This window comes from Saccharopolyspora sp. ID03-671, from assembly GCF_045278815.1.
Classification (GTDB): domain Bacteria; phylum Actinomycetota; class Actinomycetes; order Mycobacteriales; family Pseudonocardiaceae; genus Saccharopolyspora; species Saccharopolyspora ipomoeae.
On sequence record NZ_CP134054.1, the window covers coordinates 5,580,551 to 5,595,923 of the forward strand.

At 72.5% G+C, this 15,373-nt stretch carries 8 protein-coding genes; 1 reads left to right on the plus strand and 7 read right to left on the minus strand.

Annotated features, from left to right (window positions below; translation table 11 throughout):
- Positions 1-147: 147 nt before the first annotated feature.
- From REH65_RS25940 to REH65_RS25950, 3 genes are all read right to left on the minus strand, one after another.
- A complete protein-coding gene (locus REH65_RS25940) occupies positions 148-1,872 on the minus strand; it encodes a rhamnogalacturonan lyase (protein ID WP_406689486.1) in 1,725 nt (574 codons plus the stop codon).
- 209 nt (positions 1,873-2,081) lie between these two features.
- Positions 2,082-3,533 (minus strand): helix-turn-helix domain-containing protein, encoded by a 1,452-nt coding sequence (locus REH65_RS25945; protein WP_406689487.1) that lies wholly within the window; start codon positions 3,531-3,533, stop codon positions 2,082-2,084.
- A 323-nt stretch (positions 3,534-3,856) separates the two neighbouring features.
- Entirely contained in the window at positions 3,857-4,546 is a 690-nt protein-coding gene (locus REH65_RS25950) for a type 1 glutamine amidotransferase domain-containing protein (protein ID WP_406689488.1), read from the minus strand.
- Positions 4,547-4,688: 142 nt separating this feature from the next.
- Here REH65_RS25950 and REH65_RS25955 point away from each other — a divergent pair, with 142 nt between their 5' ends.
- Positions 4,689-5,621, plus strand: coding sequence for a LysR family transcriptional regulator (locus tag REH65_RS25955; RefSeq protein WP_406689489.1), 933 nt, complete (start codon positions 4,689-4,691; stop codon positions 5,619-5,621).
- 344 nt (positions 5,622-5,965) lie between these two features.
- Here the strand turns inward: REH65_RS25955 and REH65_RS25960 are convergent, their stop codons facing one another.
- The 4 genes from REH65_RS25960 to eccCa form a co-directional block, all read right to left on the minus strand.
- Positions 5,966-6,472, minus strand: coding sequence for a sigma-70 family RNA polymerase sigma factor (locus tag REH65_RS25960; protein ID WP_281454029.1), 507 nt, complete (start codon positions 6,470-6,472; stop codon positions 5,966-5,968).
- Positions 6,473-6,988: 516 nt separating this feature from the next.
- Positions 6,989-9,814, minus strand: coding sequence for an AAA family ATPase (locus REH65_RS25965; RefSeq protein ID WP_406689490.1), 2,826 nt, complete (start codon positions 9,812-9,814; stop codon positions 6,989-6,991).
- Between the two features lie 61 nt (positions 9,815-9,875).
- On the minus strand, positions 9,876-11,027 hold the full coding sequence (locus REH65_RS25970; RefSeq protein WP_406689491.1) for a S8 family serine peptidase: 1,152 nt from the start codon (positions 11,025-11,027) through the stop codon (positions 9,876-9,878).
- Positions 11,024-14,950: a type VII secretion protein EccCa gene (gene eccCa / locus REH65_RS25975; protein WP_406689492.1), complete on the minus strand. Its 3,927-nt coding sequence runs from the start codon at positions 14,948-14,950 to the stop codon at positions 11,024-11,026. The genes REH65_RS25970 and eccCa overlap by 4 nt, the downstream gene beginning before the upstream one ends.
- Positions 14,951-15,373: the final 423 nt, after the last annotated feature.

A 15,373-nucleotide genomic window follows, 5' to 3' on the forward strand; every position in this document is an offset into this window, starting at 1 on the left:
CAAACGGGTCGTCGCCGTTCCGCATTCACGAATTCGGCGTTCTTTTCCCCTTCTCGTTCCCGCCCGGCAGAGCGGAAAACGTGCGCCCGGGGCGGGGCGCACGTTTTTCAGCGTACCTCGGTTCAATTATCGGGTCACGAAATACTTTCAGCGCCCCGCCCGGGAAGCCAGGTCGAAGCTCGGGTGCGGCGGCTGGTTGTAGGCGGTGTTCTGCCAGGCGACCGCCTGCCGGTACTGGCGGTCCTCCATCAGCGAGGGCAGCGACACGTCCGTAGGTTCGGTCGTGCTGAACACCCGCAGCGCGCTGCTGTCGGTGGTGCGGTAGACGACCTCCTCGCGCCAGTCGCCCATCAGGTCCGCCGACAGCGCCGGGGTCGCCTTGGTGCCGTTGTTGGACGCGACGCCCTCGAAGTCCTGCACGCGCTGCTCGCCGTCGGGCGAGTACTCGTCGACGTGGGTGTCGTCGAGGAGTTCGCGGGTGGTGTCGCCGTCCCACCACACCAGGAAGTTCATCGACTCCGGGCGCGGCCCGATCTCGTTGCCCGCCGAGTCGCGCAGCTGCGGTTCGGCCGCCGACCAGTGCTCCGCGCCCGGGTTGTCGGCCCAGATGTCGCCGGCCACGCCGCGGCCGTTGTCCCCGGCGGGCGCGGTCTGCCACAGCACCTCACCGGTCGCGGCGTCCGCCAGCCACGAGCCCGGCTGCGTCTCGTCCTCGTCGACCTTGAAGACCTCCTGGCCCGGCCGGTCCGGGGCGAAGTCACCGACGTGCAGCGCGTCGCCGTGTCCGAAACCGGTGTTCCACAGCGGTTTCCCGGTGTCGTCGAGCGCCATCGCGCCGTAGACGATCTCGTCGTTGCCGTCCTCGTCGACGTCGGCCACCGACAGGTTGTGGTTGCCCTGCCCGGCGTACTGCTCGCCCGCGACGTCGCTGTCGAAGGTCCACAGCGGCTGCAGCGTCCCGTCGCCGAAGCTCCAGGCGGTGACCACCGTGCGGGTGTAGTAGCCGCGGGCCTCGATCAGCGCGGGTTCGCCGCCGATCTGCGCGGTGGCGGCCAGGAATCGGTCGGCGCGGTTGCCGGTGTCGTCGCCCCAGTCGGCCAGGTCGCCGCGCGGCGGGATGAAATCGGTGGTGTGCCGGGCCGCGCCGGTCGCGCCGTCGAAGACGGTCAGGAACTCCGGTCCCTCCAGCACGAACCCGTCGGCGTTGCGGTGATCGGCCTCGGCGTCTCCGATCGGGGTCCCGGCGCCGTCGACGGTGCCGTCGGCGGTCTTCATCGCGACCTCGTCGCGGCCGTCGCCGTCGTAGTCGTAGACCTGGAACTGCGTGTAGTGCGCGCCCGCCCGGATGTTGCGCCCCAGGTCGATCCGCCACAGCCGCGTGCCGTCGGCCTCGTAGGCGTCGACGACGGCGTTGCCCGTGTAGCCGGGCTGCGAGTTGTCCTTGGAGTTCGACGGGTCCCACTTGACCACGTACTCGTACCGGCCGTCGGCGTCGAGGTCGCCGACGCTGACGTCGTTGGCGCTGTAGGTGTAGGTCTCGCCGCTGGGGGTGGTCCCGCCCTCGGGGATCTGCAGCGGGATGTCGAGGTGGTCGGCGAACGAGCGGGCCGGCGCGGCGTCTCGCGCGGAAACCCCTGCCGGCGCGACTGAATACCGGGCGTGCGGCGGTGCTCCGGCGTCGAAGAAGCTGGTGCCGCGCTGCGTGCTCACCAAGGTGCCGTCGCGGTAGACGTCGAAGCCGGCGTCGGCCGGGTCGGAGCCGAACCGGCGCCAGGAGACGAAGGTTCCACCGTCCCGGTCGATCGCGACCGCGGCGCGGTCGGCGGGCGGGGGCGCGGCGGGGGCCGGTGCGGGCCACGTCAGCGGCAGCATCGCGGCGGTGATGAGGGGGAAGAGCGGTCGGGACAGGAGCTTTCGTTGCCTGGAATCCATTGAGGACCCTGCCGATCGTCTCGGGGGCGCGGCGTCGCGCCCCGGTGGATGAGCCGTCGTGCACGTCGTCGACGCAGTGCGGTAAACGCTTTCCTAGGCGTTCGGAAGCATAGGAAAGCGTGATCGGAAGTGCAAGGTTGGTTTCCGGTTCAACCGAGCGGGTTGAGGGCGCGGAAGGCGAAGTGCAGGTCGTAGCTCAGCGACGGGGAGTGCAGCAGCGATCGCTCCAGCAGCTGCTCGGCGCGTGCCAGCCGCTTGCGCACCGCCGTGGTCGACAGGCCCAGCGCCTCGGCGGACTCGGTCAGGTGGGTGTCGGCGAGCAGCCAGGCGCGCACCGTCTCGCGCAGTCGCGGCGATTCGCGCAGCGGTGCCAGCAGCTGCGCGGCCCAGCGGCGCACCGCGTCGCTGCGCAGCAGCGCGTCGAGGTCGTCCGCGCCGGAACCCTCCGGGGCGGCCGAGTTGCGCAGCCGCAGCGCCAGGTCCACGCAGGCCTGGTCGTGCAGCCGGTGCAGGTCGCGGCCCAGCAGCGCGCCGATCTTGTGCAGCCGCGCCTGCAGCGTGTTGCGGTGGATCTTGAGGTGCCGGGCGGCCTGCTGGTGGAACATCAGCCAGGACGTCAACGTGCCCTGCAGCTCCTCGCGGGTGGGATCTTGCGGGCGCTGCGGGGTGAAATCCTCCAGCCCGGCCAGCACCTGACGCGCCCAGCGCTGTCCCGGACCGGCGATCTCGGCGGCGAGGTCGTGGCCGCGGCCGAAGGTCGCGAAGCGCTCGGCGTTGCCGCGCGCGTGCGCCAGCGCGTGGAAGGCCTGCTGGTAGGCGACGGCGTAGTCGCGCAGCGGCAGGACGTTGCTGATGCCCACGCTGATCCGGCCGGTGCTCGCGGTCGCGGTCGCCACCAGCTCGGCTGCGCAGGCCCGCTCCTCCTCGTGGCTCATCGGGGGCACGGCCGGGATGAGGTGGCCGCTGTAGACCGGGCACTTGATCATCCAGGCGCGATCGCCGGTGATGCGCAGCAGCTCCTCGGCGACGACGTCGCGCTCGCCGCGCTCCAGCGCGCCGACCTCGACCACCCACACCCGCATCGGGTCCGGCAGCGGTTCGCCCAGCGCCCCGGCGGCGCGGTGCGCGGTGGCCAGACCGCCGTCGATGAGCAGGTGCAGCACGGCCTCGCGGACCTGGTCACCCGCCTCGTCGGCCCGCCGCCACCGCTCCTGGGCGTGGTGCGCGCGCCAGGAAAGCGCGAGCAGGCGCAGCGCGTCGGTGCGTCCGGGCTCGGCGGTGAAGCGGTCCAGGGACGGCCCGGCCAGCGCGAGCGTCGGGGCGTCGGGTTCGGTGGACAGCGCGAACGCGGCGAGCCGGTGCTGCCCGTCGTGCTCGACGGCCGATCGGGTTCCGCCGCTGCGCACCCGCCGGACGGTGCCGGTGATCGCGTCGGGCAGGCCCCGGTGCGGGGTGAGAGGTGCGCCGTTGCGGTCGAACAGCGCGGCGTGGCCGTCGATATCGGCGGCGATGCGGCCGAGCAGCCGCAGCGGCCCGCCGGTCTCGGCGTCGCGTTGCAGGCCGCGCAACCGGTCCAGGCTCTCCCGCTCGTCGCCGGGCACTGCGTCACCCCCAGGTCATCACACTTTCGGGTGACGATCGTAGGGGGTGTGCCGCGATCTGGTGCAGCACACCGAACCCGGTTTCCGGGCCTGACTGTGCGAAGCGGAACTGGAACGCTCGTGATCGACGCATCTAGCCTGGTCACGTCGCCATCGCGGCGGACGAACCGGCGCGCGGACCACGCGCACGGGAGTCGGCCGGCGTCCCGCGAACGGCGACGGGCTGGCGCCGCGCCACGTCACCCTGGGGGTCGGTGTTCGCACCACGCTGAGGCGAGGAGGAAGAGGGAAGCCTCCTCGCCTCAGCGCTTTTCACGCGCGGGTCACAGCGATTCGAGGAAGCGGTGCGCCAGCGGGGCCGAGGAGGCCGGGTTCTGGCCGGTGTGCAGGTTGCGGTCGACCACGACGTTCGGGGCCCAGGCCGGGCCCTCGTTGAAGGTGACGCCCAGGGCTTCGAGGCGGTCCTGCAGCAGCCACGGGGCCTTGTCGGCCAGGCCCGCCTGGGTCTCCTCGGCGTTGGTGAAGGCCGTGACCTCGTAACCGCGGAACGGCGAGTCGCCGCCGCGCTCGGTGGCCAGCAGGGCGGCCGGGCCGTGGCAGACGACGGCCAGCGGCTTGCCGGAGGCCAGCGCGCCGGTCAGGACGCGGGCCGAGTCGTCGTCGACCGCGAGGTCCTCCATCGGGCCGTGGCCGCCCGGGTAGAACACCGCGTCGTAGGCGTCGAGGTCGACGGTGGCCAGGTCGATCGGGTTCTTCAGCTCGGTGGCCTTCTCCAGCACCGCCGCGATGTGGTCGGCGGCCTCCTGACCGCCGTTGGCGTCGGCGCTCAGGCTGCCCTGGTCGACGACGGGCACCACGGCGCCCGGGGAGGCGACCACGATCTCGTGCCCGGCCCGGGTGAACGCCTCGTAGGGCGCCACGAACTCCTCGGCCCAGAAGCCCGTGGGGTGCTTGCTGCCGTCGTTGAGGGTCCAGTGGTCCGCGCCGGTGAGCACGAACAGGATCTTCGCCATGATGTGTCGCTCTCAGACTCGTGATGTGCGATTCCGACTCCGACCGTAGGCGCGGTCTCGGCGTCCGTGCCAATCGGCGAACCGATGACGGCCATCAGGGTTCTGATGGCTGAGCTCGCAGGCCCGGCGATAGGATCGCGGCATGAGCGAGGGTGCGGCCGAGGGTTCCGGCCCGGTCGATCTGGGGCTGCTGCGGACCTTCCTGGCGGTGCACCGGACGGGGTCGTTCACCTCCGCCGCGCGCGTCCTCGGGCTCGCGCAGCCGACCGTGACCGGGCAGGTGCGGGCGCTGGAGGACCACCTCGGGCGGCAGCTGTTCGAGCGGCTGCCGCGCGGGGCCGCGGCGACGGCGGTCGCCGACGAGCTCGCCGCCGAGGTCGCCGGGCCGCTCGACGCGCTCGCCGCCGTCGCCGAGCGCGGCACCGGCCGGGAGGGCGACGAGCCGGTGCGGCTGGCCGGTCCGGCGGAGCTGCTGGGCGAGCGGGTGCTGCCGGAACTCGCGCCGCTGGTGGCCGACGGGCTCCGGCTGCGGGTGACCACCGGCCTGGCCGACGAACTGCTGGAAGGTCTGCGGGCGGGCCGTTTCGACCTCGTGGTGTCGGCGATCCGGCCGCGCGGGCGCACGATCGCGGCGACCGCGCTGGCCGACGAGGAGTTCGTGCTCGTCGCCGGGCCGGCGTGGGCGGAGCGCCTCGGTGAGCTGACTGCCGGGGAGCTGACGCCGGGGGAGCTGGGTGCGCTCGCCGAGGTGCCGCTGCTGACCTACGCCGAGGACCTGCCGATCGCACGCCGCTACTGGCGGCACGTCTTCGGCAGGCGGCTGAACACCCCGGCGGCCGTGGTGATGCCGGACCTGCGCGCCCAGGCCGGCGCCGTCGCCGCCGGTGCGGGCATCGCGGTCCTCCCGCGCTACCTCTGCGCGGGCGCCCTCGCCTCGGGAGACCTGATCGCGCTGCTGGACCCGCCGGACCCGCCGATCAACACCCTCTTCCTCGCCGAACGCGCCGGGACCTCGCAGAGCCCCCACCTCACCCGCGTCCGCGACCGGCTGCTGCGGGCTGCGCGCGCCTGGTAGGCGGCTCGCGGTGGTGGCCGCCACGGCAGGGGACAGTTTTTCCTCGAATCACCCATGATCGATGTCCGAAATGTCCGGATAATTCGAGAAAAAACTGTCCCCCGCCGAGTGCTGCACGCCGCTGCGTCCCGGCCTCACCCGTGTTGCGCCGAACAGGGGATCGTGATTCGTCGGCGCAAGGACATAGATTGGAGTCGAGTCTCATCCATAGGAATTGCGGGCGCGGTTGAAACGATTTCAGCGGCGTGGAATCAGGGAACCTTATGATTTTGGGTGGGACATTCTGCTGTCCGGTGTCACATCACAATTCGGGGCGGGAGGAAACGCCGTTTTCGGGAGCGTTCTCAGCGCCGGGAGTTGTAGATGTCGCGGGAACGGGGGTCCATCGTCGTTTTGAGGTTCCGCAGGGCGTGGTGCAGCCGGGATTTCACCGTTCCCGGCGGAATGCCCAGCGACCTCGCGGCCTTGGTCGCGGTGCTGTCGGCGAAGTAGACCTCGTAGAGCACCGAGCGGTGCCCGGGGGTCAGCCTGCTGACCATCTTGGCCACCACGACCCGGTTGACCACCGCGTCGGCGTGGTCGGCGTCGTACTCGCCGGACGCGGTGCCCGCGGCCTCGTCGACCTCGGTGGGGCGCGCGCGACGTGCGCGGATGCGGTCGATGGCGATGTTGTGCGCGACCCTGGTCAACCAGCCCCACACCGACCCGCGCTCCGGCGTCAGCGAATCGGCGTGCTGCCAGGCGCGGAGCATCGTCTCCTGCACGACGTCCTCGGCGTGGTGCGGGTCGGCCAGGATCTTGTTCACGTACGCCAGCAGGCGAAGGTAGTAGTCGTCGTAGAGCGACTTCAGAGTCGCGTCTGTGTTTCGAACGTCGTGCTCACCGCCTCTGGTGGTCGTCGTGGCGTGTGCCCGTTCGAATGCGATCGCGGATCGCGGATCTCCGACTAGCGTCATGTGGCTTCTTCATTCGGTTGTCTGCCCCGCCGGTGAATCGCTCGCGAGAACTGAGAGGAAACGACCGGAGACGGGGATTCCGGATGGCAGCGATGAGCTTGCCCGTTAGCTCGATCGGAGGAAATCCGGGAGCTCACGTAGATTTTCTGCGTGGCACTTGGGCGTCGCTCATATGAGCATCGACGTGGGCGATTTTTCGGGTTTCGTCCCCATGTGCCGGACCAACTGGTCGGTCTGAAAAATAAAGGTAATGTGAACGATCGATGACGGGGTTGTGATTGGTGACGGGGCGTCAGAGCCCGGCCCCGCAGCGTCGTGATCATCGCCCGCGCGGCTGCGCTCAACGCGTGAGCGGAGGGTGAGCGCCGTGACGGTGAGCGACGGGCCGGGCCTCGCGGATCGCGGTGCCGCTCAGGCCGATCTGGTGCCGACCTCGCCGCCGTCGTGGCGGGTCGCCTCGACCGCGATCTCCACCCGCGAGCGCACCCCGAGCTTGGCCAGGATGTGCGAGACGTGGACCTCGACCGTGCGGCGCGAGGAGAACAGGGCCGCCGCGATGTCGGGGTTCGGCAGCCCGTCGGCCACCAGCCGCGCGATCTGCCGCTCGGTCGGCGTCAGCGACTCCCAGCCGTTCGTGGCGCGACGGCGCCGCCCCCGGGTGTGCCGCACCCCGTGCGGGCGCATCCGCGAGTCCGCGCGCCGCAGGTCCCAGGTGGCGCCCAGGTCCTGGTAGATCTGCACCGCCCGGGCGTAGGCGGCGCGCGCCGAGGTGGGCTCGCCGCGCTCGGCCAGCACCACCGCCATGTCCTCCAGCGCCCGCGCGCAGCGGGGCGGCTGGTTGGTGGAGCCGTAGAGCTCGATCGCGGCGCGCAGCGCGGTCGGATCGCGCTCCAGCAGGCCGCGGCAGTGCTGCGAGGCGGCCACGATGTTGGGCACCGCGCCCACGGCCGCGTCCTCGGCGCAGGCGTCGGTGGCGCGGCCGGCGATCTCGGTCTCGCCAGCGTCGGCCGCCAGCCGCACCAGGTTCGGCAGCCACAGGTAGCGGGTGCCGAACCGGGTGCCCGCGGTCAGCGCCTCCGACAGCAGTCGCACCGCGCGATCGGGGTCGTCGTCGGACTCGGCGTGCATCGCGGCCGCCAGCAGCAGGAACTCGGCCGACGAGCGGGTGCTCAGCTGCCCGTCGCAGCCGGCGGCGCGCAGGTTGCGCCGCAGCGTCGCGCGGTCGTCGCGGTGACCGGCCAGCAGCGCCGAGAGCCCGCGCAGCAAGCGCAGCCCCGCCGGGTCCAGGTGGTCGGCGAGCTCGGCGGCGGCTTCCAGCTCGGCGGTCGCGTCGTCCCAGCGGCCGATCGTGTAGTAGTGGTTGGCCGCCGACAGGCGAACCGCGCCCAGCCGGGCCGGTGTCGCCGACCGCTCGGCCATCGCCAGCATCTCGTGCAGCGCACCCTCGGCCTCCTCGGCCTGGCCGAGTCCGAACAGCAGCGTCATCCGGTTGCCCAGCACCGTGAGCCGCAGGTCCGTGTTCTCCGGCGCGTCGCCGAGCGCGGCACCGGCCTGCTCGTAGCAGATCACCGCCTCGGCGAGGTCGCAGCGGCGCGCCAGCGCGGCGCCGCGCACGTGCAGGGCCAGGCCGAGCGCGAAACCGTCGCGGGAGGGGCGGGCCTCGGCCAGCGCCCGCTCCACGGCCGCATCGGCGGCCTCGAAGTGACCGCGCGAGAGCATCACCTGACCGAGCACCGCGTGCATCCGGGCCAGCCACGGGCGGTCGAAACCCGGTGTCCGCAGGGCCTTCTCGACCACCTCGGCGGCCAGGTCGTCCTGCCCCAGCACCGCCAGCGACCACGCCAGGTACCAGCTGAGCTCGGCGGAGCAGGCGGCGTCGTCGGTGTCGGCCAGCGCGCGCTCGCTGAGGTCGCGGGCCTGCTCCGGGCGTCCCAGCTGCACCATCGCCAGCACTCGGGCGGTGCGCAGGGAATCGCGGCGGGAGTCCCGGGTGGACAGCAGCGGGAGGGCGTTGGCGAGCAGGCCCTCGGCGGACTCCGGGGCGCGGTGGGCCAGCATCCGGCCGTTGTCGACCAGCCAGTCCAGTCCCCAGTCGTCGATCTCGGCGTCGTCGACGGCGATCGAGGCCATCAGCTGCTCGCCGACCCGCTCCACCGGTGCGCCGGAGGAGGCCAGCGCGCGGGCCGCCTGGTGGTGCAGCGCCAGCCGCAGCGCCGTGGGCGTTGTCTCGTGCAGGGCCTGGCGGATCAGGCCGTGCTGGAAGGTCAGCCGCGATCCCGACTCCACCAGCAGACCGGCCGTGAGCGCCTCCTCGACGCTGCCGACCAGCGCCACCACCGGGCGCTCGGAGACGGTGCGCAGGTCGGTCACCGAGAACGTCGGCCCGAGCAGCGCGGCCATCCGCAGCAGGCCGATCGTGTCGCTGCCGACGAAACCCAGCCGGGAGGCGATGGCCTCGGCCAGCGAGCGCGGCAGCGCGCCGTCGGTGAACTCCGCGGTCAGCTCGGCGCGCTCGGCGTCGGCGTCGAGGTGCTGCTCGCGGCTGAGCGCGAGCACCATCTCCCGCACGTAGCGGGGGTTCCCGGCCGCGCGGCCCAGCGTCGCCCGCAGGGCCGGCCCGATCTCGGCGGCACCCGTGAGGTGCGCGGCCAGGCCCGCCGTGGCGAGTTCGTCGAGCGGGTTCACCGGGATCCGGACCGCCGCGCGGTCCTCGCCGCGCACCACGCCGAGTTCGGTGCGGCCGCCCGACGGGCGCACCGCCGCGGCCAGCAGCAGCGGCAGGTGCTCGGTCAGGCGGCTGAGCCGGTGCCACACCAGCAGGCTCGCCTCGTCGGCCCACTGCACGTCGTCGATCGCCAGCACGAGAGGCCCTGCGGTGCAGAGCTTCTCGGTGAGCGCGATGAGCTGCTCGGCGATCGCGGGCACCGGGTCGTCGCCCGAGGCGCCGAGGCGTTCGTGGATGGCCAGGACCTCCGGGTCGCCGGAGGTCGGGTGCACCGCGAGGCAGTCCAGCAGCACGCGCAGCGGGAAGCGCTGGGACAGCTGGTCGGCGGTGGCGTGGTGCACCGCGCAGCCGAGCTCGGAGGTCTCGGCGAGCAGGGCGCGCAGCAGCGCGGTCTTGCCGATGCCGGGCTCACCTTCGAGCCAGAGCACGGTGCCGCGCCCGGCGGCCACCTCTCCCGCGAGTCCGCGCAGCTGCGCCAGTTCGGCGTCCCGCCCGAACAGCTCCGGTCCCATCAGCGCGCCCCCACCTGAGCCCGGAAAGCCCGGTGCTTGATCAAGTTCTGCTCGCCCAAGCCTAGCCCCCGCTCCGCGACGCGTTGTGCCACGCCGAGCGCCACCCGCGCCTGCTGGCGCGCGGGATCAGCACCCTGCCCAGGGCGGTGAGCACCACCAGCAGCCCGACGCCACCGGTGACCAGCAGCGCGACCAGGCGCGGCAGCGGGTCCACGACCGGCTTCGGCGGCAGGTGCGCGGGCGGGGCCGCGGCGGCCATCGGCTTCTCGCCCGATTCGGCGGGCAGCACCGAGGTGACCGCGGCGACCGGGTTGACCACGCCGTAACCGCGCTGCGGATCGGGCAGGTCGGCGGGCGGGTGATCGGCGGTGTCCTGCAACCGGTTTCGCACCTCGGCGGCCGAGAGGTCCGGGTGGTAGGCGCGCACCAGCGCGGCCGTGCCCGCGACGAACGCGACGCCGATGCCGCCGCCGGAGGCCACGATTTGGCCGCTGCCGCGCGGGGCGATGCCCACCACCTCGTTGCCCGGGGCGACCAGCGCGGGCCGCCCGGCGGCGTTCTGGATCGGGTCGCCCTCGTCGGTGATGCCGGTGACCGGCAGCGCCTCCGGGAACCCGGCGGGGTAGGGGACCGCGTCCTCGCCGACGTCCACATCGGACGGTGCGATGACCAGCGCGTCCTTGCTCAGCGCGTAGGCCACCGCCGCGCGCAGCCCGCCGTCGGCCGAGGCCGTGCCCACCGACACCGCGATCACCTCCGCGCCGCCGTCGGCGGCCGAGCGGATCGCCGAGGTCAGCTTGCCGGCGTCGACCTCGTCGGGATCGTCGGTGATCCGGATCGGCAGGATCCGGGCGCCGGGGGCGATGCCGGTGAACCCGGTGCCCGCCGCCGGGCGCGCCGCGATCACCCCGGCCATGAACGTGTCCCGGCCCGCGCAGTCGTCGTCGCCCGCGCCACCGCTGAGGCTCTGGCCCGGCAGCACCGCCCCGGACAGCGCCGGAGCGGCCGCGCTGACGCCCGTGCCGATCACCGCGACCGTCACCGCGTCACCGCTGGTCAGGTCCCACACGCTGCTCGGAGCGAGGCGCTCCAGCGCCCAACCCTCCTGCGGCACCACGTGATCCGCCGGTTGCGCGCACTGCTGGGCGACCGCCGGGATCGGCGCGGCGGTGAGCAGCGCACCCACCACCAGCGCCGTCGCCACCGCCCTCATGCGCGGTCTCCCGCCGGGCGCGGCTCCAGCCAGCCCGCCTGCATCAGCGTCGCGCTGCGGCGGGTCACCAGGTGCGCCCGGCCCGCGGGCAGCACCTGCGGGCGCATGCCGTTGAGCAGCGGCATCTCCGTGGGCGGGCAGGAGAACGCCAGGTCCGGCGTGTTGGACTCCTGCATGCGCCGCACCACCGAGTCCATCGACAGCCGGGACGACCCGGCCGCGCTGCGCGTGAGGATCACGTGCAGACCGATGTCGGCGGCCTGCGGCAGCAGGTCCAGCAGCGAGTCCAGCGGGCCGCCCATCGTGCTGGCCAGCAGGTCGTAGTCGTCGACCAGGATGAACACCTCCGGGCCCGACCACCAGTCGCGGCGCTGCAGCTGCTGCGGCGTGATGTCCGCGCCCGGCAGGCGTTCCCGCAGCTCGTTGGCGGCGGTGCCGATGATGTCCTTGGCCGCCGTCGCCGAGAACGCGAAACCCCGCCGGTAGGCGTCGGGAACGGCGTCGAGCAGCACGCGGCGCGAGTCCACCAGGATCAGCTCCGCCTCGCCCGGCGCGTAGGTCTTCGGGATCGCGTCGGCGACCAGCCGCAGCAGCCCGGTCTTGCCGCTGCCGGTGTCGCCCAGCACCGTCAGGTGCGGCTGGGTCGCGAAGTCGTGCCACACCGGCTGCAGGTCGGCCTCGCCCCAGCCCAGCGGGAGCCGCAGCTTGCCCTCCGGCTCGGGAAGGCGCTCGGCGGGCAGCACCGCGGGCAGCATCCGGACTCCGGCGGCGTCCTCGCCGTCCCAGTTGTCGGCCACCGCCTCGGCCAGCATCCGGGCGCCCTTGGCCAGGTCGTCGACCCGGCGCAGACCGTCCAGGCGCGGCACCGCCGACAGGAAGTGCAGCTTGTCCATCGTCAGACCGCGGCCCGGCTGGCGCGGCACACCGGCGGCCGCGCGCATGTCGATGACCGAGTCGATCGAGTCGCCCAGCCGCAGCTCCAGCCGGGTGCCCAGCTGGTCGCGCAGCTGGCTGTGGATGTCGGCCCAGCGGCTGGTGGTCAGCATCAGGTGGATGCCGTAGGTCAGCCCGCGCGAGGCCAGCGAGCGGATCGTCTGGTCGTGCTGCTCGAAGTCGCTGCGCAGCGTGCCCCAGTTGTCCACCACCAGGAACACGTCGCCGAACGAGTCCTCCGGGACCCGCCCCTCGCGGCGCAGCTCCCGGTACTCGGCCATGTTCTCCACGCCGTGCTGGGCGAAGAGCTCCTCGCGCCGGGACAGCACGCCCTGCACCTCGGCCACCGTGCGGCTGACGCGCTCGGAGTCCATGCGCCCGGCGATGCCGCCGATGTGCGGCAGCTCGCCGAGGGTCTGCAGCGTGCCACCGCCGAAGTCCAGGCAGTAGAACTGCACCTCGTCCGGGGTGTGGGTGAGCGCGAGACCGGCGATGAGGGTGCGCAGCATCGTCGACTTGCCCGCCTGCGGGCCACCGGCGATGCCGACGTGCCCGCCGACGCCGGAGAGGTCCACCATGTACAGCTCGCGGGCCTGGTCGAAGGGCTTGTCGATGACGCCCACCGGCACCTGCAGCTTGCCGCGGCCCGGCCAGCTGATCGGGGTCAGGCCGCGGTCGGGGTCGGGCACCAGCGGCGGCAGCAGCTCGTCGAGCGTCGGCGGCTCGTCCAGCGGCGGCAACCACACCTGGTGCGCGGGCGGGCCCTGGCCCTTGAGGCGGCTGACCGCGACCTGCAGCAGCGTCTCGGTGGTCTCCTCCTCCCCGGTCTCCGGCTCCGGTTCGGGGACCTGCTCGGTGGGCGTCTCCGGCAGCCGCGCGGCGCCGAAGGTCACCACCTGGCGGCTGATCTCCGCCTTGCGCTGCTCGGCGGTGCGCCGCTTGAACGGCGCCGAGACGTAGGCGGCCTTGAACCGCGACAGCGTCGCCACGTCCGAGCGCAGGTAGCCGTTGCCCGGCGCGCTCGGCAGCTGGTAGGCGTCCGGGACGCCGATCACAGAGCGGCTCTCCATCGCCGAGAACGTGCGCAGACCGATCCGGTAGGACAGGTGGCTCTCCAGCTTGTGCATCCGGCCGTCGTCGATGCGCTGCGAGGCCAGCAGCAGGTGCACGCCCAGCGACCGGCCCAGCCGGCCGATCATCACGAACAGCTCCGCGAAGTCCGGGTGCGAGGCCAGCAGCTCGCTGAACTCGTCGACGACCAGGAACAGGCTCGGCATCGGTGCGAGCGGTGCGCCGTTGGCGCGGGCCTTCTCGTACTCCAGCAGCGAGCTGTAGTTGCCCGCCGAGCGCAGCAGCTCCTGGCGGCGCACCATCTCTCCCTGCAGCGCGTCCTGCATGCGGGTCACCAGCGGCGCCTCGTCGGCCAGGTTGGTGATCACCGCCGAGGTGTGCGGCAGCTCGTCCAGGCCGAGGAACGTGGCGCCGCCCTTGAAGTCGACCAGCACGAAGTTGAGGACCTCGGAGGAGTGCGTGACGGCCATCGCCACCACCAGCGTGCGCAGCAGCTCCGACTTGCCCGAACCGGTCGCGCCGATGAGCAGGCCGTGCGGGCCCATGCCGCCCTGGGCGGACTCCTTGATGTCCAGCTCGATCTTGGTGCCGTTCTCGGCGATGCCGATCGGCACCCGCAGCCGGTCCTGCTGCGAGGTGCGCGCCCAGGTGCGCGCGGCGTCGAGCTTGTCCATCTCACCGACCTCCAGCAGCGCGGCCAGGTCGAAGTCGGTGACCATCGGCTCGACGATGTCGGTGGTGGCGCTGAGCCGGAACGGGGCGAGAGTGCGCGCCAGCGACGCGATCTGCGACGGGCTCAGCGAATCCGGCGCGCCCAGCTCGGTGCGGACCTCCGCGCCCGAGCGGTTCAGCCGGATCATGTCGATCTGGTCGGCGGCCACCTCCAGCCGCAGCGTGGTGCGCTGGGCGGGGCCGGACATGTCGAGGTTGAGCACGGTGGCGTTGCGGTAGCCGGCACCGGCCAGGCGCGACTCCGCCGGGGTCGTGATGCCGTCGAGGACCACCACCACGTACGGCTCGTCGCGGGTCGGGCTCGCCCCGGCCTCGAAGCGGCCGCGGTCGTTGAGGTCCGGGCCGACGAGGCCTTCGAGCTCGGCGAGCGAGCCGGTCAGCATCCGGACGTGCCCGGCGCCGTCCTGCTGGCTGGTGTGCTGGGCGTGCGGCAGCCACTTCACCCAGTCCCACTCCGGGGCCCGCTCCGGGCTCGCGCACACGGCGATCTTGAGGTCGTCGGGGGAGTGGAAGGTCACCAGCTGCGCCAGCACCGCGCGCAGCAGGCCGCGCGCCGCCTCGGCGTCGCCGCGCATCTGCACCTGCGAGAAACCGCGCAGGAACAAGGCCGTCGGCAGATCGTCCACAGTGGTGTAGGCCTTGATGAACCGGCGCAGCGCCCGCGCCGACAACGGCTCCAGGTCCTCGACCGGCTTGGACTGCACCGGCGTCATCTTCATCGCCAGCCGCTGCGCGGACCGTCCGATGCGGACCTCGGCGAAGTCGGCGTGCGACAGGCGGCGCTCCCACAACCGGCCGCTCATCGCCACCGACCACAGGCCCGACGGGTCGGGATGCCGCCACGACAACGCCTTCCGCTGATCGGCCGCGACCTGGCGGACCTGCTTGCGCATCTGGCCGAGGTAGCGCAGGTAGTCGCGGCGCTCGCCCTTGAGGCGGCGCTTGCGCTCGCCGACGCTGCGGCCCATCTGGCCGAAGCCCATCGCGAGCATCGACACGGCCATCAGCGCCACCACGACGAGCCCGATGCCGCCGAAACCGCCGGAACCACCGCGGCCCATGAACATCAGCATCATGGCGCCGGAGCCCAACGCCATCGGCAGGTACATCAGCAGCCCGCCGAACCCACCGCTGACCTGCTCGGGGATGACGGGCGGCTCCTGCAGGGACAGTTCCCCGTCGGGCATCGTGGGGGGCTTCTGCCTGGCCGGTCGCCGGAACGGCGTCACACTCACTGCGATCAGATCCTTTCCCCTGCATCCCCTCACCCCTCTACACGGATGGAGCACTCCAATCGGGTCAAAGCGGAGGGGAGAACCCGGAGCAACGAATTCATCACGGCAATCCCGCTCGATCCCCGGTGCCCCGATGGGTCCGCCGTCGTGGGGACCGGGACGGGTGGTGGTGAGAGGTGTTGCCCCGGGGCGGTTTTAGCCACAATTCCCAGAAATCGACACCCGTTCCCCGGGTCGGTTCCTGCGGAAACCGCCCACAAGTGGGGGCAGCTTCCTCCGGTTACCTGAATCCGGTGTCCGGAGGAGAGGAGTTCGGCAAAACGGTTGAACTCTTCATGAGCCGAGCCGCGTGTGGTGGGTATGACGGGAACGACG

Excerpts from the sequence above, each read along its gene's own strand:
- REH65_RS25940 (WP_406689486.1), bottom strand. The coding sequence starts at position 1,872 with ATGCTGCCGCTGACGTGGCCCGCACCGGCCCCCGCCGCGCCCCCGCCC.
- REH65_RS25950 (WP_406689488.1), bottom strand. The coding sequence starts at position 4,546 with ATGGCGAAGATCCTGTTCGTGCTCACCGGCGCGGACCACTGGACCCTC.
- REH65_RS25955 (WP_406689489.1), top strand. The coding sequence starts at position 4,689 with ATGAGCGAGGGTGCGGCCGAGGGTTCCGGCCCGGTCGATCTGGGGCTG.
- REH65_RS25965 (WP_406689490.1), bottom strand. The coding sequence starts at position 9,814 with ATGGGACCGGAGCTGTTCGGGCGGGACGCCGAACTGGCGCAGCTGCGC.
- REH65_RS25970 (WP_406689491.1), bottom strand. The coding sequence starts at position 11,027 with ATGAGGGCGGTGGCGACGGCGCTGGTGGTGGGTGCGCTGCTCACCGCC.
- eccCa (WP_406689492.1), bottom strand. The coding sequence starts at position 14,950 with ATGCCCGACGGGGAACTGTCCCTGCAGGAGCCGCCCGTCATCCCCGAG.